A 20,025-nucleotide genomic window follows, 5' to 3' on the forward strand; every position below is an offset into this window, starting at 1 on the left:
CGCTGGCGCTGGAACAGGCGCAGCAAAAGGTCATCGCGGGCGTCCGGTGACATCGGTCGGGGGCTCAGCGCGCCGGCGCAGGCACGTAACGCTGCCAATCGGCGCGCTGTTTGAAGAGCAGTTCGGGGAAGGGCATGGGCTGCCCGGCATCCTTTAGCCCGGCGATCAGTTGGGACGGGTCCTGCGCGCGGGCGGCAAGGCGCGCCCAGGCGCGGGCAAGCGCCCGCAGCCAGTCCAACAGCTCACTGGTCCCCGGTTTCTTGAACAGGTCATCGCGCTCCCGCAGGGCCAGGAAACGCTCGACGGCGGCATCGATCAAGCCGGCATCCAGTCTCTCCCCGGCCGGCGGCTCGGAGGCGGCCGGCTGATGGGCCGCGATGATCGCCTTGAGCCGATCGGGGTCGCTCGGGAACTGGATATAGGAATAGATGCAGCGGCGCAGGAAGGGGGCCGGCAGATTGCCCTTCTCCTTGTTGCTGGTGATGATGACGAGCGGCGGGTGGTGGGCCTTGATCGCCGGCAGGCCCGCCTCGCGGATGCTGAACTCGCGCGGATCATCCAGCACGGTCAGCAGGTCGTTCGGGAAGTCGATGTCCGCCTTGTCGATCTCGTCGATCAGGACCACGGCCGGAAAGTCCTGGAGCAGGAAGGCGCGGCCCAGGGCGCCATAGGTGACATAGTCGAGCGCCCGCTCCGGGTTGCGCGGGCGCTTGGTCGGGTCCCCCGGCAACTGGGCGACGTGTACATCATGCAGACGCAGGATCGCATCGTAGCCGTAGAGTCCGTCCTGGGCATGGCTGCTGGAACGCACCAGCCAGGGGTAGAAGGGCAGACCGAGACGCCAGGCGACATAGGTCGCGAGCTGGCTCTTGCCGCTGCCGGCCTCGCCCTCCAGCAGCAGCGGGCGATTGAGATAGATGGCGAGATTGACGGCCTCGATCAACTCGTCGGCGGCGATATAGGGCACCGGGCCCGGCGGCGCATCGGGATGGCGTCCGCCGGGCGGGCGGCGCTCCAAGGGCAGGTCGAACGGGCATTCATCGGTCATGGCATGAGTCCTCGGGTGGCGGCGTGCCGGTCAGGCCGTCGCGCAGCGTTGCAGCAGTTCTCGCTCGATCTGCGTCGGGTTGCCGTGCGTGTTATCCATGATGGTCCGCGCCGGCAGCCGCGTCTGCGCCGGCGGGTGATCGGCCGAAAGGCCCCAGTGGGTCAGCCAATCCAGTACATCGGTATGGCTCCAGCGGGTCAGCTCGATCTCCAGGAGGCGTTCACGGTGAAAGGTGTCGAGGCAACAGCAGTGTTCGGCGCCCAGCGCGTCATCCGGCAGCTCGCCGCCCAACAAGAGCAAGGCAATGACCGTGACCGTACCGGGAAGCTCTCGCGCTGCCGATGCGAGGTCGGCGAGCAGTTAGCGCCAGAAGTCCGTGACCAGCCATTGCACCGCGCCGTGGTCGCCCAACAGGTACTCGCAGCAGCCGATCTCGATAAACACGATACTGCCCGCCTGCGATGAGCGGCAGAGGGTGGCGGTGACCAGGGGGAGTTGCTCCCCTGCCGGGCAGTCGGCCAGGTGCAGGTCCAGATGGCCCGCCAGCCGGCGCAGGACGGCGCCGACGTCATTTTGATCGCCCAGTCCGATCTCGACCGGCAGGGGGCGAAACTTCCCCTGGTCGGTCTCGGCCTTCAGCAGCTCCCGGATGCATCTGGCGGCTAGACGGCCGTTCATTTCGCTTGCGCGGCGGAACATGACCAGGCCCGCGCGACCGGCATCGCAGTCGGTTTCCAGCAGATCCCGGAGCCAGCGCCTGAGTCGCTTGAAATCGACGCGATGCAGATGTTGTTGCAGCAATGCATCCACGCGGTTGGGGTCACGTCCGGGGTCGAGCGGGAAGTTGGCGTCTGGCAAAGCCAGATCGAGCTGATCGAGCTGACCCTGGATGGACAGCATCCGAGTCTCAATGGCGTTCGCCTGCTGCTTCGCCTTCTCCTCGGCCACCGCGTCGATCGCAGTGACGCTTTGTAGCAGTGCGGCCTCATATTGGGGGGCCAGCGCTTCCAACTGTTTTTGCAGCGCTTTGCGCTTGATCGCACGTATGGTCATGGGCGATCCCCGCGATCCAGACGCCGGGCGAGACCGTCTATCTTTCGCTCAATCTCTTCCGCCTGTTGCCGCGCCTTCTCCTGAGTGACGGCATCGATCGCGGTAACACTCTGCATCAGCGCCGCCTCGTGCTGCGCACCCAAGAGGGCCAGTGCCTGCTCGAGGGCGCGGCCGCCGGGCGATGTCGATGGCGCCCCGGGCGCGGTTTGGGTGCCCTGCGCGGATTCGCGCCGGCCTGGCGCGGTGCCCAGCACGGTGACCGATCCGAGTGCCCCTTTGACGGCCGCGGGTTGCCGGGTCAGCAGGCGATAGAGTGCCTCATAGCCGGGGTCCGCCATGTCCAGCCCCGTGACGCGGCAGAAGGTCCAGCCGCGCACGATCGACGGGATGGACTCCTGCGGCTCATCGTCGAGCAGCACCGGCACGAAGCGGCGGTTTTCCTTGGCACCATAGATCTCATCATCGATCAAGGCCCCTTCCCAGAAGGCGCCCTTGCCGGTGTGCGGGTCGACCCGGTTTTCCAGACGGTCGCGATACGCGGCAGAGCAGACCATCAGGACCCAGTCCGAACGGTCGGGTCGCAACTGCTCGCCGCACCAGCGCGGCCAGTCCAGAAGTTCATGCTGATGGAATTGGTCGAGGTCGCTGTCGATACCCTGTGCGACCAGGGCCTGGGCCAGCGCGAGCACGCGTCGAGAATGCGCGTCCGAGCACTGGGCGTAGCTGATGAAGACCCGCGGCGGGGCGGCGGGGGGCTGACTCATCGTCGTCACGGCTGGCCGGGGGTCGGCCTGATCATCGCCGCAATCGGCCATCGCCGGGACCTCTTGCTCCCTCCCCCCTTGTAGGGGATGACTGGGGTGAGGGGTTGGGGCGCTCGCATCGCGGAAGACCTCATCGGGCGTCAAGCGGGGTTTGGCGGCCGGCTCCGGCACCTTGGGCGAGGCCGCGCCGACGAGGGTAAGAGGGTAAGAGGGCCAAGGGCCAGTCCTCGAAAGACGGAAGCCGAGGTCGTTGTCGCGACCGGACGGAAGCCTGCGATAGCGGTAGGCCGAACGGCAGATGTCGGCACCGAAGCACCAGGCCCCGCCCCGACAAACCCGGATGGAGCCCGACTGGGGCCCAGTGGGGTTCTCGCTGGCAGGCAGTGGGATGTCGCTCGCACTCCGCTGCGTGCCAGTGGCCTCTGCTGCAGCCGCGTGTGACTGCAGCACAGTGGCCAGTTGCTTATAGTAGCCTGTGGACCACCAGTCCTGACACCACTCCCAGACGTTGCCTTGCATATCATACAGATGCCAGGCATTGCGCTGTTTACCCCCGACCGGCTGGGTCTTGCCCCCGGCATTCTTGAGATACCAGGCATGGTCGCCGAGCGCCGATTCGTCGTCGCCGCAGGACCAGCGGCTGGTGCTGCCGGCCCGGCAGGCATATTCCCACTGCGCCTCGGTCGCCAGGGCATAGCGCTCGCCGGTCTGCTCGCTGAGCCAGGCGCAATAGGCCTGGGCATCGTCCCAACTGACATTGATCGCGGGCCGCTCGCCGCGGCCCCAGCCTTGATCCGCGGGCGGCGCGCGCTCGGTCGCCGCACAGAAGCGGTCATACTCGGCGAAGGTCACCGGATACTGACCGATGGAACAGGCATCAACCCGCACCGGGTGGGCGGGCTTCTCGTCGTCGTGCGCGCTGTCATCCTGACCCATGATAAAGGTCTCGCCCGGCAGCCAGACCATGGCGGGCCCCGCGGTCCCATCCTTCAGCCGGTCGCGCAGGCCCGGGATCGGCTTGGGGTCTGCGGCATTAGCAGGCGACACCGGCATCGCGCCCGCGTCAACGGGCCCCGTCCGGCTCGCGACCGACGCCGGCTCGCCCGCGCGGCGCGCCTCCCTGAGCGCTGCGCAAAAGGATTCGACGGACTCATAGCGCTCTTCAAGGTCCCAGGCAATGGCGCGGCAGAGGACCGACTTGACCGCCGCGGCGACCGTCAGCCGGGCGATGAATCCTTCAGGGTTCCGCAGCATGTCGCGCGGGCGCAAGTCCTGGCGGTGAAGCGCAAAGATCGCGGTCATCCCCAGACCAAAGACATCGGCGCGGGCATCGGCGTCCTGCGGATGGTCCATCAACTCCGGGGCCGCATAGACATAGGTACCCATCATGCCGGTGACGGTGCCGCCGGTGGTATCGACGGCCCGCACCAGGTCGAAGTCGGTCAGCTTGGGCAAGCCCGCGGCGTCGAGCACGATGTTGGCGGGCTTGATGTCGCGATGGATGATGCCCCGTGCATGCGCGAAGGCCAGGGCGGCACCCACGGTCAGGATCAGGTCCAACGCAGATTCCGGAGCAACGACGCCGTTCAACACCGCCTGACGCAGATCGCCGCCGGGGAGATATTCCATGACGAAGAAGTGATGCCCCTCATCCGCCAGGTCGGAGTCAAAGACCTGGACGATCCCCTGATGGCGCAATTCCGCCATCTTGCGGGCACCGCGGAAGAAGCGCTCCACCCGGCCGCGCTCGTCGCCATGCTGACCATGGAGGACCTTGACGGCGACCAGACGGCGGGCACGGCCGTCGAACGCCTTGAAGATGGTCGCAAATCCGCCGCGTCCGAGGGTGTCGATGAGCTTGTAACGGCCGTCGAGCAGATCGTCGCCGACGCACAATCGACCGCCCTCGCGGATTCGCCGCTTGAGGTCCAGGATGCGCGTCTGGACTTCGCGGGTATCAGCGCCTTCACAGATGAGCCGTTCTTCCTCGGCACGGGCGGCATCCAGGGCATCGGAGAGTGATTGGGTCGTCAGGTCCGGACATTGGCTCAAGGGACGTGTGTCGACACTGGTCGACGCCACCGCCGTCAGCCCGTCGGCGAGGAGGATGTTATGGCGCGCATTGCCATAGAGGCCCGGCTGGGGCGCGGGCTTGGGGTGGGTGCTCGCATACGCCCGCGCCCAGCGGCCCACGAACTCGTCCGCGCGGTTGACGGTGAGACGGCCCTCCTCGGCCAGGCTCGGCGCCTCGGTGGTCAAGGCCCGATCGATCAGGGCGGTGAACAGGCCGCCATGGGTCTCTCCGTCCAACTCCTGGGCATGCTCGTTGGCGCGGGTGGCGACCCAGATCCGGCCCCAGGTGCCCGCGGCGGTATTCCAGAATCCATCCAGCGACGCCGCTTGGCCCGCCTCACAGCAATCCAGAATCAGGAGTCGCTCGGCCGCCTTGCGCGCCTGTTTGAAGAGGCCCACGACCTCTTCGATGTTCCACAGGTGATCGGTATCGTTGACATCCTGCCCGACCACCAGATTGAACACCTCGCCGTCATAGAGACTATGGCCGGAGAAATAGAAAACCGCCGTGTCGCCCCTGGCGCAATCCTTGAGGAAGGCGCGCAGGCGCTGGGCCACGATAGCGACCGGTGTCGACGCCGCCGCCTGACCGACTGGCCCCTGAGTACCGGCAACGTGCAACTGCGAGGACGTGCAACAGACGATATGCCACCCGCCGCAGCGCTCGAGCGCTCGCTGCATGGTGGCTGCATCGGTTTCGCAATGCTCCAGCGACTCGCTGTTACAGCCAAGCAGGAAGGCCCGGCGTCTGGGGCGCCCGTCCATCAGTCCTGCGGCGCCTCGCCCTGGCGCGGTGTGGTGGCGGGCATCCCATGCTGGATCCCGACCGCGAGGCCCTGTTTGCCGACCGTGATGGTGATGCTTTGCGTCGGCCCGGTGGGGATCTCGTCGAATCCGCCGATCCGTCGGCGCACCAATTGCGGATGGCCCTGCCGATCCAGGATTGCCTTGCCCTTACCATCGAGCATGGGCTCGTTCACCCAATATTCGAAATGGGTCTCTCTGACCGCCTGCCGATCGAGGTAATCGGAGATCGAGGATTGGACCAAAGTGCCGGCGGCCGCAAGCGTGACGGCCCCGATGGTGGCCGCCCGCACCGTCTCGGCCAGCGCCTTGGTGCGCGGGTCCTCGGCGGTCGGCGGGACCGCGCCCCATTCGATCTCGGCGGCGATGCCAGCCTGATCCAGGATGGCCGCCAGACCCGGGAAGCCGGCCAGTTCGGCCTTGAGCTCTGGTGTGAATTCGACAAAGATCCGCGACTTGCTGTCCATGGTATCCCCTTGGAGGCTGTGTCCCCAGCAGTTTGGCGCCGCTTAGAATAGCACTGTTGGGGGCATCGTCTACAGGGATAAGGATGCTCGCCTGCAGCCTGCGTCAGCTTGACCTGGGCCTGTTCTCACTCACACCAGTTGATCGAGCGACGTAGGGTGGATAAGCGTAGCGCATCCACCAGCGCCGCCGAAGCCTTGGCTGATGGATGCGGCGCGCCCAAGCGCCGTGCCCGGTCCGCGGCGTTGTGCGTCGCGCCTTATCCACCCTACAACGGGCGTTTTCGCTAACCACGACTGACCCGCCGACCGCGGAGCCGCTGCGGCTGAAGTCCGGGGCCTCAGCCGTCCTCTCGTGCCCAAGCGCCGAAACGGTGAAGGTATTCCGGGAACGAGGAAAACCCGCCATGTGGTTCGGCAAGGTTCATTCCGCGCCTCACCCTATGCCTCAACTCCCGAATCGAGATAGATCGCCGCAAGCGGGAGGCTAATGCCAAGGGTATCGAGCGCCAGCACGCCGCCCGGGTCCTCGATCAGGAGCGGTTGCCACCAGCTCCCGTGCCTGCGGTAGTGGAGGACGGCCATGGCCGTCGAGTCCACCAGCACATAGTCGGTCAGGGTCTCGATGGTCTGGTATTGCAGAAACTTGGCGCCGCGGTCGTCAGCGGCCGTGCTGGGAGAGAGCACCTCAATGATCAGCACCGGGTTGGTCAAGGTGCGTAAACCATTGATGGTGAGGTAGCGTGGTTCGCAGGCGACCGACAGGTCCGGGTACAGATAGGGACTCCCGGCATTGACCTTGACCCGTTGATCGCTCGGGAAGGGGCGGCAGCCCCGTTCCCGCAGGCCGCTGCGCAACTCGGTCAACAGATTGACGCAAATGGTGTTGTGCTCGGGCTGGGCGCCGCCCATGGCGAACACCTCGCCGTTACGGTATTCGCAGCGCTGGAGCGCGTCGCGGTCGAGTGCAAAGTAGTCGTCCAGGCTGACGAAGGTGCGTCGCAGGGATGTAGCCATGACTGGAACCGGGGTGGAGGCGTTGGCGAAAGTATAGCGCTGCGGGCCTGCCATCGAGCAGGTGCGCACCGCCTATTCGAGGGTGTCCATGCGGTTCACTGTTTCGCGGTTAATCGCAAAGGGCTTCGTTTTCGCGAGGACCCAACGGCGGTTCGCGCCGTCGCCGACAGAATGTCGGCGCTCCCAGGGCCGCGCGCACCGATCAGGCCACTAGCAATTCCCGATGTTTCTGTCGCAGCTTGGCCAGCTTGGGTGAGATCACCACCTGGCAATAGCCCTGGTTGGGGTTGCGGCGGTAATAGTCCTGGTGATAGTCCTCAGCCGGGTAGAAGGTCGGCAGCGGCGCCACCTCGGTGACGATCGAATTGGGCCAGACGCCCTCGCGCGTCAGGCGGGCGATCACCTCGGCGGCCATGTCGCGCTGCGCCGGGGTGTGCCAGAAGATGACCGAGCGGTATTGGGTGCCCACGTCGGCGCCCTGGGCGTCGAGCGTGGTTGGGTCATGGATGGTGAAAAAGACCTCCAAGATGGTCTGATAGTCGATCAGGGCATTGTCAAAAGTGACCTGGATCACCTCGGCATGGCCGGTGGTGCCGGCGCAGACCTGCCGGTAGTTGGGGTTCGGCTGGGGGCCGCCGGCGTAGCCGGAGACGACCGCCTGGACCCCTTTCAGGTCCAGAAAAGCCGCCTCCACACACCAGAAACATCCGCCGCCTAAGGTTGCCGTCTCGCTCGCCATCGCTTGTTACTCTCGGTGTGTCGTTGCGGCAAAGGTGCCGGTGCCGCGCGGCGAATTCAACCGACGGCTGGCCGCGGGCCGCCGCCGACTGGCACAATGCGCCCCCCAACCGCGCCGACTCCACCCGATGCCCCATCCCCGCTTTCGCCTGATCACCCTGGATTTGGACGACACCGTCTGGCCCTGCGAGCCGGTGATCCGGGCCGCCGAAGAGGCGGTGCTCCGGTGGCTGGCCACCCATGCCCCCCGCCTCGCCGCGGTCCATGACCGGGAGACCCTGCGGGAGCATCGCTTTGCGTTGATGGCGCAGCGTCCGCAGATCGCCCACGACCTGGGCCTGGTGCGGCGCCTGTCCATCACGGCCCTGCTCCAGGGACTGGGCTACCCGCCGGCGGAGTCGGAGCGGCTGGGCGAGCAGGCACTGGCCGTCTTTATGGCAGAGCGCAACCGCGTCGACCCCTACCCTGATGCGGGGCCGGTGCTGCGGCGCCTGGCGCTGGACTACCATTTGGTGTCCATCACCAACGGCAACGCGGACCCGGAATTGACACCGCTGGCCGGGGTCTTTCACCATCACATCACCGCCGCCCGGGCCGGGGCCGCCAAACCGGACCCGGTGGTCTTCGAGCTGGCGCTACGCCTCACCAGCGTCTCGCCGCGCGAATGCCTGCACGTGGGCGACGAGCCTTACCTGGACGTGGAGGCGGCGCGGCGCCTCGGGATCGAGTCGATCTGGATCAACCGCTCCGAACGGGTCTGGCCGGACGCCCTGGCGCCGCCCACCCTGACCATCACCGACCTGCACCAGCTCGCCGCCTGGCTGGACGCCGGCCCGACCCCCACCCTCACGGACCGCCCAGGAGGGCACCATGGAATTTGATCTGATCGCCACCCAAGGCCTGGCCCGACGCGGGCGTCTGCGCTTTGCGCGCGGCACGGTGGAGACCCCCGCCTTTATGCCGGTCGGCACCTACGGCACGGTCAAGGCGATGACCCCGGAGGAGCTCATCGCACTGGGCGCGCAAATCGTGCTCGGCAACACCTTCCATCTGATGCTGCGCCCCGGGGTGGAGGTGATCCAACGCTGCGGGGACCTGCACCGCTTCATGCATTGGGAAGGCCCGATCCTCACCGACTCCGGCGGCTTCCAGGTCTTCAGCCTGGGTGAGCTGCGCAAGATCACCGAGGCCGGGGTGCGTTTCCAATCGCCCATCGATGGCAGCCCGGTGTTCCTGGGGCCGGAGGAGTCGATGGCCGTGCAGCGCGCGCTGGGCTCGGACATCGTGATGATCTTCGACGAGTGTACGCCCTACCCCGCCGACCTGGAGACCGCCCGCGCCTCCATGGAGTTGTCACTGCGCTGGGCGGCCCGCTCCCGCACGGCGCACGGCGACAACCCATCGGCGCTGTTCGGCATCGTCCAGGGGGGCATGCATGAGTCGTTGCGCGAGCGCTCGCTCGCCGGCCTTACGGAGATCGGCTTCGACGGCTATGCCATCGGCGGTCTCTCGGTGGGTGAGCCGGAGGAGGATCGGCTGCGGGTGCTGGATTTTCTCTCGGATAAGCTGCCCACCGACCGCCCCCGCTATCTGATGGGCGTCGGCACCCCGGAGGACATCGTGGCCGCAGTGTGCCGCGGCATCGACATGTTCGACTGCGTGATGCCCACGCGGCATGCCCGCAACGGCTGGCTCTTCACCCACCAGGGCACGGTGAAGATCCGCAACGCCGTTCATCGTACCGACGATGGTCCCTTGGACCCCCTATGCGACTGCACCACCTGCCGCAACTACAGCCGCGCCTATCTCTATCACCTGGACAAGTGCCATGAGATCCTGGGCGCGCGGCTCAACACCATCCACAACCTGCACTATTATCAGACGCTGATGCGGGGGCTGCGCGAGGCCATTGCGGCGGGGACGCTGGAGGCGTTCATCTCCGAATTCAGACGACTGCGTACGCCGCTAGCGGGTGGATAGCATGACGGACACCATCGAATACCGCGGCGGCCTGCCTAGGGCCACCGGCTGAAGCCTCGACCGGTAGCCGCGGCACGCCGCACCGGTCGAGGCTTCAGCCGGACGGGGGCGCCGAAGGCGCAGGGGAATTCTTCCGCTCGGTCCGCACACCGGACCCTACCCGTCGGCCTTGGCACGCACCCGAAACATCCGATAGTCCGTCACCGCCTTGGGCTTGGTCACGGTCGGGTGCTGGCGCCCCTCGGTGAGCGCCTTCACCCGCTCGGCCAGATAGCACTCCAGCTCCGCCAGGGTCACGAACCCCAACCGGCTGAAATCCGCCCGGCCGTCGCGGATCGCCTCCAGCAGGGCACAGGTGAATGCACCATGGCCCCAAGCCGGGTCCTCGCGCGAGAGCTGGGCGCCGCTCGATGAGCTGAAGACCACCACCCCGGTATCCGCGTCCGCCAGCTCGTTGGCGAAGCGGTCCAGATCCGGCAGCGAATCGATGGCCGCCCGGGTGTCGCCGAGCAAGGCGCCCGAGTAACAGGTGTCCAGCATCAGCACCACCTTGCCCTGGATGCGCCGCAGATACTCGGCGATGTCGCCGCCCTTGATGGCGCTGTGGTGCGGCGCGCTCGGGTCGCCGTCGACGCTCAGATAATAGTAGGCGCCATAGGTGTCCTTGAGCCCATGACCGGCCAGGAAGACCACCGCCACGTCCCGTTGACCGACCTCCCGCTCCAGCCAGTGCAGTGCGTCCAGGATCGCCGTCCGCCCGGCCGCGCCGTCGATCAGCGGGCGCACCTCCACCTCCCGGTAGAGCCCGCCGGCCTGGGCGCGCAACTCCGCCGCCACCGCCTGCGCGTCCGCGGCGGCGAAGTGCAGCGGCGTGGCGACCCCCGGCGGATAGGCGCCCACCCCCACCGTCAGACCATAGAGCCTGGGCTTGCGCCAATCCTCGTCGCCGGTCCAGGCGATCGGCAACAGCACCGCCTCGCCCGCGCCCCGGTCGCTGAAGGCGACCAGGCTCAACATACCGGACTGGGGCGGGGCCAGCACCCGCAACTGGCCGACCACTTGGCGACCGCCGTCGGTCTGCGAATGCCGCTCGTCGCGCAGCACCGGCAGCGGCCGGCCGTCCAGGCGCGCCTCCACCCGCAGGACCGGGGCGGTGCCGGACTCGGCCTTGTAGAGCAGGTCCACCCGGGTCCCGTCCGCCATCCGCTCCAGGGTCTGCGACAGCAGGCGCAGGACCGGCGGCAGCAGGTCGGCCACCGCGCGCGTCCCGCTCGCCAGGCCGCGGGCGGCATCGGCCAGGCGCAGTGCCTCGGCGGGGTCGGCGGTCTGCAACACCAGTGCGATGACGTCCGGCCGGTTGAACTGGTCGCGCAGGCGCGAGGCGCCGAAGAAGTCCGGCGCCTGGTCCGGCCCGCGGTTGACGTGCCAGCCGATCAGATCCTCGCCCCCGGCCGAGGCGGCGTAGTGACCGAGCGGGGACCAGAGAACCCAGCGGGGTTGGGTGCCCGGGTCCGGGCAGGGATAGAAGGCCAGCACCTCGACACCGTCGGTCAGGCGGTGCCAGCGCAAGGTGCCGTCGCCGTAGCCGGCCACCGCATAGCGGCCGTCGCGGGTCACGTTGAGTGCCCAGACGATGTCGGGCACCGGCTGCTGCCAGCGCTCGCGGCCGTCGCGGGTGTAGGCGCGCAGCGACCACTCGGTGCCGAGGCAGAAGCCCACTGGTGAGCCGGCCAGCGCCAGGGCGAGTGAACGGCCGATCTCGTAGGGTTCGAGCTTGAGCGGGCGTCCGTCGAGTTTGGGCTCGGTGTCGTTCACCCAGTCGGTCACTACGCACCGGGGGACATCCGGGTGCGCCGGGTCGCGATCAGCCGGACCCTCGTCCGGCAGGGCCAGGTCCGCGAGGGCAGCGGCGGCCGGGTCGAGGGTCAGGGCGCGGGTACCCAGGTCGAACAGGGCCGGGCGCTTACCACCGTATTCATAGCCGAAGGCGATCCGGTCGCCGGCGGACGAGAGCCGCAGACCCTTGGCATGGTTCTGGGCACGGAAGTCCGCGGAAGTCACGGGCCTGGACCAGCGGGGCACACCCTCGGCGCCAGGTCCGACCGGGCCGAGCACGACGATGCCGTCCTGCGCCCCAACCACCAGTCCGCCGTCGGCGAGCGGGTTCAGGGTCATCACCGTGTTGCTCGCCGCCCGCAGGGGTCGGCCCTTGTGTCCAAGGCCAGCCTTCGACCAGCGCAGCACCGGACGCGCGCCGCCCTCGTCATAGAACCCACCGGCAAAGAGGGTGCCGCCGTCGGCGGACCAGGCGACGGTGCTCAGACTGCCGTTGCCGATCCCGGCGGTGTCCGCGCTGCCCAGATGTGCAAGAGTGCGGCCGTCCAGCAGGTCCACGGCGGTGCTGTCTTCGTAGCCGACCGCGATGCGGGTCCCGTCCGGGGAGAAGGCGACCGCGAATGGGCGCTTGCCGCCGGGCGGGCGCGTCCTGTGGGACGGTTTGATCGATGGGTGGCCGCCAAGGCTGGACCAGATCCGACCCCAGATGGACCGGCGCGGAACCGGGATCGGTCCAGCGAACTCGGTCGGCGCGTCATAAAGCCGCACCCGGTCGTAATAACAACTGGTGACCAGCCGACCGTCTGCGGCGAAGTCGGCCCAGTGGGCCTTATCGCCATAATCCGGGTCCCGGCCGACCTCGGCCCAGGCCGCCGCGGCGCCGGTGCGACCGCCGTCAGTCGCCAGTCCATAGAGCCGCAGGCCCCCGCCGCCGAGCACCGCCGCGAGCCGACGCCCGGTGCGATCGAATGCCAGGTGATTGACCACGTTCGGCAGCCCTTTGAGCCGTTGGCGCAGGGTGCCGGTGGCGCGGTCGAAGAGGTAAATCTCGGTGCTCAGCCCGTTCGCGGAGCCGAGCCAACCCCCGACCGCGACGGTCTCCCCGTCCGGGGTCATGGCCACGGCATAGACCTTGCCCAGGTTGCCGGGGCCGAGCGGCACCCGGATGGTCCGCTCCAGGGTGCCCGGCGCTTCACCCGCGGGCCCCGCCGCGAGCCGCCAGACCCGCACCGTCTTGTCGTCCGACCCGGAGACCAGCCAGCGCCCGGCCGCATCCACCGCGGTACGCACGATCCGCGCCGTATGGCCCCCCGGCTCCAGGCGGAGCTGGGGGGCGCGCGGGAAGGCGTCCGCGTCGGCGGGGGCCGGTTGCGGATCAGGCTCAGGCGGTTGGTCGGACATTGGCTGGAAGACGGCTCCGGTCGGTCAGCTTGGGCATAATGTACCAGATCCCGTAGGAGCGGCCCCCCGGCCGCGACGGGTTGCCGCAAGGGTGCGTGGCCCGGGGGCGCTCTCGTGACACCGTTCCAACGGTGCCACGCCTGTGTCAGGCGCTGTGCGCCGCGGGCGCCCCGTCCGGCCCAAGTGAAACCCGGCAATCAACGCTCGACCTAAGCGCTGACGATGGGTTTCGCTGCGCTCAACCCATCCTACGGGCTGCCACTCAACCATGGCCGCGTTGCGTCGGCTGGCTCGGGGCGCAGAGCGCCTGACGCAGGCGCGACACCGCTGGAGCGGTGTCACGAGAACGCGGGGGCGGCGCTACCGCCCCTGTGCACACAGCCCCTCGAGCCGCTCCAATTCATCCTCATCAAACCCCGCCCGCTGCCGGTCCGCGCGATTGAGAGGGCAGCGGATCTCACCCGTGAGCCAGGTCGCGATCAGCTCGAAATAGGTCGGACCGGGCGCCAGCCCCCGCTGCTCGCAGAGATAGCGGAACCAGCGGCTGCCGGCCGCCACATGGCCCACCTCCTCGCGCAGGATGACGCCCAGACGCTCGGCCGTCTGCGTGTCGCCCACCGCGCGCAGGCGCTCGATCATCCCCGGGGTGACGTCCAGCCCGCGCGCCTCCAGCACCCGCGGGACCAGGGCCATGCGCACCAGCGGGTCGTGGGCGGTGCGACTGGCCATGGTCCAGAGCCCGTCGTGAGCCGGAAAGTCGCCATAGTCGTGACCCAGATCGATGAGCCGACCGCGCATCAGCGCAAAATGCTCCGCCTCCTCCGCCGCCACCTGGACCCAGTCGTCATAAAAGGCGCGCGGCAGGTCGCGGAAGCGCTGCACCGCGTCCCAGGCGAGGTTGATGGCATTGAACTCGATGTGCGTCACCGCGTGGATCAGCGCGGCCCGGCCCTCGGGGCTTAAGAGCTTGCGCGCCTTGAGCTGGCGCGGCTCGACCAGTTCCGGGCGCGCGGGCCGGCCCGGGGTGTCGCAGACCGGCCCGGCACCGGCCGGGTCGAGGCTCAGTTCACCGGCGGCCCAGGCCGCGGCGGCCTGAGCGGTGAGTGCCTGCTTGCGCTCGGGGTCAGGCTCGGCCAGACAGGCAGCGGCGACGTCGAAGAGGTTGGAGGTGGTGAGGGTTGGCATGGTGCGTGCGGCCGGTGGAGCTGGATGCGCTATTTACTCACGCCCGGCCGTTTTCTGCCAAACCAGATGGGCCGCCTGCTCAATCCCATCGATCAGCACCGGCGGGGCGCTTAGGATCAGTTGGTCTTGGTCAAAGCGATAACGTCGCTCTTGACTTTTCCCTGTCCAGTTTGGGAACAAGCTCACCTCGACGTGATGGATGACTGCTTCATCACGGACTTCATATCTACCGCAATAAGAGAAATATGTATCAAAGGCCTGGACCTTTTCCTCTGCACTGCCTGCACGCAAGTCATCAGACGCGAAGGGATTGCGACCACTACTCATGAATGCCACAGAAAGATATCCATCCCTGCTATAGATAATGTACCCCTGCGCGTCCTTACCCATTGGATAGCTGATCTGACCATTTACACTTCTGAGCTCACAGGAGATCAGCCTCCAGGCGCCCACAAAGGGATTCTCTATCATCGCTCGCTGCTCCTCGACAGGCAATTAGAAGCCGGCGTCTGTCGCGCCTCTCAGCCACGCTGGATCGTTATAGGCGGGATTAGGGTAGGCGTAGAATCCCTGGCCGGTCTTGACACCCAGTTGTCCCTTTTCAATTTTCTCCAGCAGGAGCCGCGGCGGCGCGTCCGATTGATCTCCCGACTCCTGAAAGTAAACCATTTCAATATCCCTGACAACATCGAGCCCCACCATATCCATCAACCCAAAGGGACCAACGCGGTGGTGATTGGCGATCATCCAGGCGCGGTCCACATCCGCCGCGGACGCAACACCGGAGTCAACCAGCTGCAGACACTCCTTCTTGATCGCCCGCCATACGCGATTGAAGATAAAGCCGGTACTCTCCCTAAGCACCAGGAGCGGCGTCAGGCCGATCGCGCGCGCAAAATGGGCTGCGCTCGCCATGGTCTCGTCAGAGGTCGCCGTCCCCTTCATCAACTCCACCATGGCCCGCTGCCATGGCGAGGAATAGAAATGCATATTCAATACCTTGCCCGGCCGACCGGTGGCACTCTCAATGCTTGATATACGTAGCGAAGAGCTATTGCTGGCGAAAATCGTATGGCCGGCGCACGCCGCATCCAACTGGGAAAAAATCGCCCGCTTGATTTCCAAGACCTCAGGCACCGACTCGATGACCAGTCCAGCATCGAATACTCCCGCGTGCAAGTCCCTGCTGAAACTGATACGACTGATAATTGAGGCCGGTTCATCCGCAGTGATGTACCCCTTGGCGCGCCATTGCTCCAGCTCTTGCGAATGGGATTGCGCAGACCGCTGCAGGCACTCCTCAAGGCAGTCTACCAACCGGACAGTATAGCCGTGAGCGGCACATTGCAAGCCGATCTGCGTCCCCATGAATCCGGCACCGATGATACAGACGGTGTCGAATGGTTCTTTTGTCATGTCACTACGCTCCTGCTATTGCTGGCAGACACCGGGGCCAGGGTCAAATCACTCCCGTGCGATCGCTTCAGCAAGAACCGGCCTGGATCAGTATCCCGGCCACCGAATCTCACCCCCGCTCTCGTGACACCGCTGCGGCGGTGTCACGCATGCATCAGGCGCGCTGCACCGCGAGCACCGGGGCCGGATTGGTGATCAAGGCCGACGTGCGCCCCCAGCCGCCCCATCGCGATGTAATTAAATTCCGGCTGAGGCTAATACAGGCCCTGCCCCTCGTCAAGCCAAGGCGAACAAATTATTCCTTCTGCGACCGCGGCGTTAAGCAGCCTTTGTTTCAGGCCAGATGGCCCATGGCGTTGCAAGCTAATGCGGTGGGGGCCGCGGGGGCCGGGGGTGCACCTTGCCGGCCCGCGCTAACCCGTGCGCCTCCAACAGCCCGGGGCAGAGTCCGTGGGCGATGGCATAGCGGGTCAGTTCGGCGGCACTGGTGAGACCAAGCTTGCGGCGGATACTCAGTCGATGGGACTCGACCGTACGCCGACTCAGGGCGAGCGCTTGGGCAATCTGCCCATTGGCCAGACCCTGGGCTATCAGGCACAAGACCTGGAGCTCGCGCGGGGTCAAGGGGTCCGGGTCGTTTGACCGGGGCGGGTATTCGACCCCGCGGCCAATGAACAGCACCCCCTGATGCACCGCCCGAATGCCGGACCGCAGTTCGGCGAGCCCCTCCTGTTTGAGCAAGCACCCGCGGGCCCCTGCCGCCAGGCTCCGCACCACATAGTGAGACTCGTCGTGTATGGTGAAGATCAGGACCTGGGTCTGCGGCAGCTCGGCGCTCAGCCCACGGGTTGCCTTGACCCCGTCGCTCCCTGCCCGCAAGGCGATATCCATCACCACCAGGTCAGGGCACAGGTGCCGGGCCTGCTCCAAGGACTCCTGCGCCGTGTCGGCCTGCCCGACCACGGCGATCCCGGGGTCTTCCCGCAGGCCGGCGATGATGCCGGCGCGCACCAGCGGGTGACCGTCGACGATCAGGACCCTGATTGGCTCGGTCATGCGGTCTCCTTAACGGGTGATGGGTATGGGGAGCGACTATCCGGGAAAGGCAACGGCGTCGCATCGACGAAACTACCGGGGGTGGGCCAGTAGAACTACGCAGACCGGTGGAATGCCGGATCGCTTGATGAAGGCGTTACGCGACGCGATCGCTGAGCCGGCGGCCTTCATCCGCTATTTCCCGGGGAGGGCAGGGTGAAAAAAGCCAAAAGGGGGAGCGAGCGGATAGCGCTGCCGCCCGCGCGGGTGCTGCGCCAGCGCGGGCTGCGCGATGATCGGGTATCAGAAACGAGGGAGAGGCAGCGACTGGTAGCCAGGTGGGACCAGCAGGCCGTTGGGCCTGAGGTTGGAGCTTGGGACCCGCCGCAAAGCGGCCATCCCTGGCGCAGGATTGCGGCGTCCCGGCCGGAATGACTGACTGGCGGAATGCTTGCCCCGGTGCCCGGGTGGCGGCACGCCGGTGCCAACACCCAGAACTGGAAAAAGACCCGCTCCGGCGCGGTACCCGGGCGAGACCCAGGCGCGCGCCGTCACGGGGGCGGAGAGCGCTTACGGGATGACCGAATAAATCAGCACAGCCTGATTGTTCGTCTCATCGGACTCCGCGGTCATGCAGACGAAATCCACAAACGCGCGCAGGGTCTTAGTCCCGGCCACACCCGCCGATAGACCGGTGAGCGTGAACGTCCGGCTGGCGCCCGCCGCGAGGCTTGACACCAAAGGAGACGCGACTCGGCCCCCATTAGCGCCGCAACTTTGCGCAGCGGCCTGGTCGGCCCAGACCTCGATTTGCGATGTGCCGGCTGCCGTGCCTTTGTTTGTCACCGTGACCGTGGCACTGAAGGTCCCGTTGACCGTCGGGCTGGCTGGCGTCAGGACGATAGTGCTGACGACGAAGTCGGGCGCGGGCGGCGCTACCGTATAGGACGCAGTGGACTGGTTGTTGGCTTCATCGGTCTCGGCCGTCAGACACTGACTGTCAACGAAGGCCCGCACGGTCTTGACCCCGGCCACACCCACCGCCAGGCGGATGAACCCAACCGTCTGACTGGCGCCCGCCGCAAGGCTCGGCAGAATCACCGATTGGTCCCCCTTGGCGCCGCAGCCTTGCGCGGTGGCCTGGTCGGCCCAGACTTGGAGCACCCCCGGCGTTCCGGCTACCGCGCCCTTGTTTGTCACCGTGACCTTAGCAGTGACGGTCGCGTTGACAGTCGGGCTACTCGGTGTCAAGAAGACGCTGGTGACCACAAAGTCGGGGAGGAAGGAAAAGGTGGCGATGCAGGTGGTGTCGGCGGTCAGAGCGAAGGCGCTGCCGCAACTGGCCGGCATCCACCCGGTGAAGGTCGATCCAGGTGCGGCGCTCGCGGTGGGGGTAACCTGGGTGTTGTACGCATAGGTCCCGCCGCCGCCGATGGCTCCCGACCCTGTTCCGGCCTTGGCCACCGTCAGGGTGACATCGTTGAAGGTGTCGTAGGTCGTAGTGTACTGGTTGTTGGCCTCGTTGGCCTCCGCGGTCAGACAGGTGCTGTCGACGAAGGCGCGCAGGGTCTTGGTCCCGGCCAGACCCGCCGGGAGGCCGCTGAACGTAAACGTCTGGCTGGCATCCGCCGCGAGGCTCGGCAGGATCGCCACTTGATCCGCCTTGGCACCACAGGCTTGCACGCCCGACTGATCGGCCCAGACCTGGAGCACCCCCGGCATCCCGGCTGACGCGCCCTTGTTTGTCACTGTCACCGCAGCGCTGAAAGTTCCGTTGACGGCCGGACTACTCGGTGTCAAGACGACACCGGTTACCACGAAGTCCGGGGCCAAAGGCACACTAGACCCGGGGACCTGGACCGGACTCCAACGATCCGTGGTCGTGCCATCGCCGAGTTGGCCAAACCCGTTCCATCCCCAGGCCCAGAGGCTGCCGTCGGTCTTGATGGCGAGAGTATGACCAACCCCACCCGCCACCGCCGCGACACCGCTCAGTACCTGCACGGGACTCCAGCGATCCGTGGTCGTGCCGTCGCCGAGCTGGCCATTCCAGTTACCCCCCCACGCCCAGAGGCTGCCGTCGGACTTGATCGCCAGGGTGTGGCTCGGCCCGGCGGCCACGGCCGCGACCCCGGTCAGAACCTGGACCGGACTCAATCGATCCGTGGTCGTGCCGTCGCCGAGCTGACCACTCCAGTTAGCCCCCGACGCCCAGAGGCTACCGTCGGACTTGAGGGCCAGGGTGTGAACATCGCCGGCCGCTACGGCGTCGACCCCGGCCAGGATTTGGACTGGACTCAAACGTGCTGTCGTCGTGCCATCGCCGAGTTGGCCATTCCAGTTAGCCCCCCAGGCCCAGAGGCTGCCGTCGGGCTTAAGGGCCAGCGTGTGCGCATAACCGGCCGCCACGCCCGCGACCCCGGCCAGGACCTGGATCGGACTCAGGCGCGCCCCCGTCGTGCCGTTGCCGAGTTGACCATACGTGTTATCCCCCCACGCCCAGAGGCTGGCATCGGGCTTGATGGCCAGGCCGTGGACAACACCCGCGCCGATCCGCTGCATATCGGCATTACCGGCCGCCACCACCGCCGCCGCCAAGGGCGACGCCATCAAACGCGACGCCAGCAGCCCCCTCCAACCCGGCGGCATTGACCCGCAGTGTGAGTCTGGACGAACCCGGCGTGTGCAGCACCGCGCGATAGGAAGCGGTGGGCAATCTAGACAAGAGGCTTTGTGCCGCCCGATCCGGACCGAAGGTGTTTGCCGGCAGGTCTACCTGCACCAGTACCCACCCATCGCGCGCCACCCGCTCGCGCAGGGCCGCGTCGTTTGCTGTGGGCGCCGTGACGGTATAGGCCGTGGTGGACTGGTTGTTGGTTTCATCGCTTTCCGCGATCTGACACTGACTATCGACGAAGACCCGGAGTGTCTTGGCACCGGCCACACCTGCCGGCAGGCCGTTAACCGTGACCGTCTGGCTGGCGCCCGAGGCAAGCCCGGACAGGGTAGCGGATTGGTCACCGACGGCGCCGCAGTCTTGCGCGCCGGCTTGGTTGGCCCAAACCTGGAGGGTTAATTCTACTTTGTCACATTCATAGCCTTCAGCCCGTTTGCTCACGGCGTTGCTTTTCAAAGGCGTAGTCGATGGCCGCCTGTCGTTTGGCGTGGCGCACCTGCATCTGGCGAATGACCTCGTCGATGCTGACGTCAC

General features: G+C 66.9%; 16 protein-coding genes. 2 read left to right on the forward strand and 14 right to left on the reverse strand.

All coding sequences use genetic code 11. The annotated features are described in order from the left end of the window. Nucleotides 1–64 precede the first annotated feature (64 nt). From QZY44_RS34805 to msrA, 7 genes are all read right to left on the reverse strand, one after another. Nucleotides 65–1,048 (reverse strand): MoxR family ATPase, encoded by a 984-nt coding sequence (locus QZY44_RS34805; RefSeq protein ID WP_295458817.1) that lies wholly within the window; start codon nucleotides 1,046–1,048, stop codon nucleotides 65–67. 30 nt (nucleotides 1,049–1,078) lie between these two features. Then, on the reverse strand, nucleotides 1,079–1,348 hold the full coding sequence (locus tag QZY44_RS34810; protein ID WP_295458820.1) for a hypothetical protein: 270 nt from the start codon (nucleotides 1,346–1,348) through the stop codon (nucleotides 1,079–1,081). A gap of 60 nt (nucleotides 1,349–1,408) precedes the next feature. Continuing rightward, a complete protein-coding gene (locus QZY44_RS34815; protein WP_295458826.1) occupies nucleotides 1,409–2,101 on the reverse strand; it encodes a hypothetical protein in 693 nt (230 codons plus the stop codon). Then, the gene (locus QZY44_RS34820; protein ID WP_295458829.1) at nucleotides 2,098–5,703 is read right to left on the reverse strand and encodes an SUMF1/EgtB/PvdO family nonheme iron enzyme; all 3,606 of its coding nucleotides are present in this window, start codon (nucleotides 5,701–5,703) and stop codon (nucleotides 2,098–2,100) included. The genes QZY44_RS34815 and QZY44_RS34820 overlap by 4 nt, the downstream gene beginning before the upstream one ends. After that, the gene (locus QZY44_RS34825) at nucleotides 5,703–6,209 is read right to left on the reverse strand and encodes a hypothetical protein (protein WP_295458832.1); all 507 of its coding nucleotides are present in this window, start codon (nucleotides 6,207–6,209) and stop codon (nucleotides 5,703–5,705) included. The genes QZY44_RS34820 and QZY44_RS34825 overlap by 1 nt, the downstream gene beginning before the upstream one ends. 438 nt (nucleotides 6,210–6,647) lie before the next feature. Further along, nucleotides 6,648–7,223, reverse strand: a complete 576-nt coding sequence (locus tag QZY44_RS34830) for a Uma2 family endonuclease (RefSeq protein ID WP_295458835.1) — start codon at nucleotides 7,221–7,223, stop codon at nucleotides 6,648–6,650. 202 nt (nucleotides 7,224–7,425) lie between these two features. Then, nucleotides 7,426–7,962 carry a peptide-methionine (S)-S-oxide reductase MsrA gene (gene msrA / locus QZY44_RS34835; protein ID WP_295458837.1) on the reverse strand — a complete coding sequence of 179 codons (537 nt, stop codon included), beginning with the start codon at nucleotides 7,960–7,962 and terminating at the stop codon, nucleotides 7,426–7,428. A gap of 127 nt (nucleotides 7,963–8,089) precedes the next feature. Here msrA and QZY44_RS34840 point away from each other — a divergent pair, with 127 nt between their 5' ends. Then, entirely contained in the window at nucleotides 8,090–8,842 is a 753-nt protein-coding gene (locus tag QZY44_RS34840) for an HAD family hydrolase (protein ID WP_295458840.1), read from the forward strand. Then, a complete protein-coding gene (gene tgt / locus QZY44_RS34845) occupies nucleotides 8,832–9,941 on the forward strand; it encodes a tRNA guanosine(34) transglycosylase Tgt (RefSeq protein WP_295458843.1) in 1,110 nt (369 codons plus the stop codon). The genes QZY44_RS34840 and tgt overlap by 11 nt, the downstream gene beginning before the upstream one ends. A 156-nt stretch (nucleotides 9,942–10,097) precedes the next feature. On the opposite strand, the gene QZY44_RS34850 is transcribed toward tgt, so the two are convergent. The 7 genes from QZY44_RS34850 to QZY44_RS34880 form a co-directional block, all read right to left on the reverse strand. Continuing rightward, complete coding sequence (locus QZY44_RS34850; RefSeq protein ID WP_295458846.1) at nucleotides 10,098–13,178, reverse strand: caspase family protein; 3,081 nt, start codon at nucleotides 13,176–13,178, stop codon at nucleotides 10,098–10,100. A gap of 360 nt (nucleotides 13,179–13,538) precedes the next feature. After that, nucleotides 13,539–14,363 (reverse strand): ferritin-like domain-containing protein, encoded by an 825-nt coding sequence (locus tag QZY44_RS34855; RefSeq protein ID WP_295458849.1) that lies wholly within the window; start codon nucleotides 14,361–14,363, stop codon nucleotides 13,539–13,541. Nucleotides 14,364–14,396: 33 nt separating this feature from the next. Next, nucleotides 14,397–14,834: a lipocalin-like domain-containing protein gene (locus tag QZY44_RS34860; RefSeq protein WP_295458851.1), complete on the reverse strand. Its 438-nt coding sequence runs from the start codon at nucleotides 14,832–14,834 to the stop codon at nucleotides 14,397–14,399. A 24-nt stretch (nucleotides 14,835–14,858) separates the two neighbouring features. After that, complete coding sequence (locus QZY44_RS34865; protein ID WP_295458854.1) at nucleotides 14,859–15,779, reverse strand: 3-hydroxyacyl-CoA dehydrogenase family protein; 921 nt, start codon at nucleotides 15,777–15,779, stop codon at nucleotides 14,859–14,861. 363 nt (nucleotides 15,780–16,142) lie between these two features. Further along, nucleotides 16,143–16,835: a response regulator transcription factor gene (locus tag QZY44_RS34870; protein WP_295458857.1), complete on the reverse strand. Its 693-nt coding sequence runs from the start codon at nucleotides 16,833–16,835 to the stop codon at nucleotides 16,143–16,145. Between the two features lie 549 nt (nucleotides 16,836–17,384). Further along, on the reverse strand, nucleotides 17,385–19,424 hold the full coding sequence (locus QZY44_RS34875; RefSeq protein WP_295458860.1) for a CARDB domain-containing protein: 2,040 nt from the start codon (nucleotides 19,422–19,424) through the stop codon (nucleotides 17,385–17,387). Further along, nucleotides 19,384–19,932, reverse strand: a complete 549-nt coding sequence (locus QZY44_RS34880) for a CARDB domain-containing protein (RefSeq protein ID WP_295458863.1) — start codon at nucleotides 19,930–19,932, stop codon at nucleotides 19,384–19,386. The genes QZY44_RS34875 and QZY44_RS34880 overlap by 41 nt, the downstream gene beginning before the upstream one ends. Between the last annotated feature and the right edge of the window lie 93 nt (nucleotides 19,933–20,025).

Origin of the sequence: uncultured Thiodictyon sp. (assembly GCA_903837595.1) — a bacterium.
In the GTDB taxonomy this organism is placed as follows: domain Bacteria; phylum Pseudomonadota; class Gammaproteobacteria; order Chromatiales; family Chromatiaceae; genus Thiodictyon.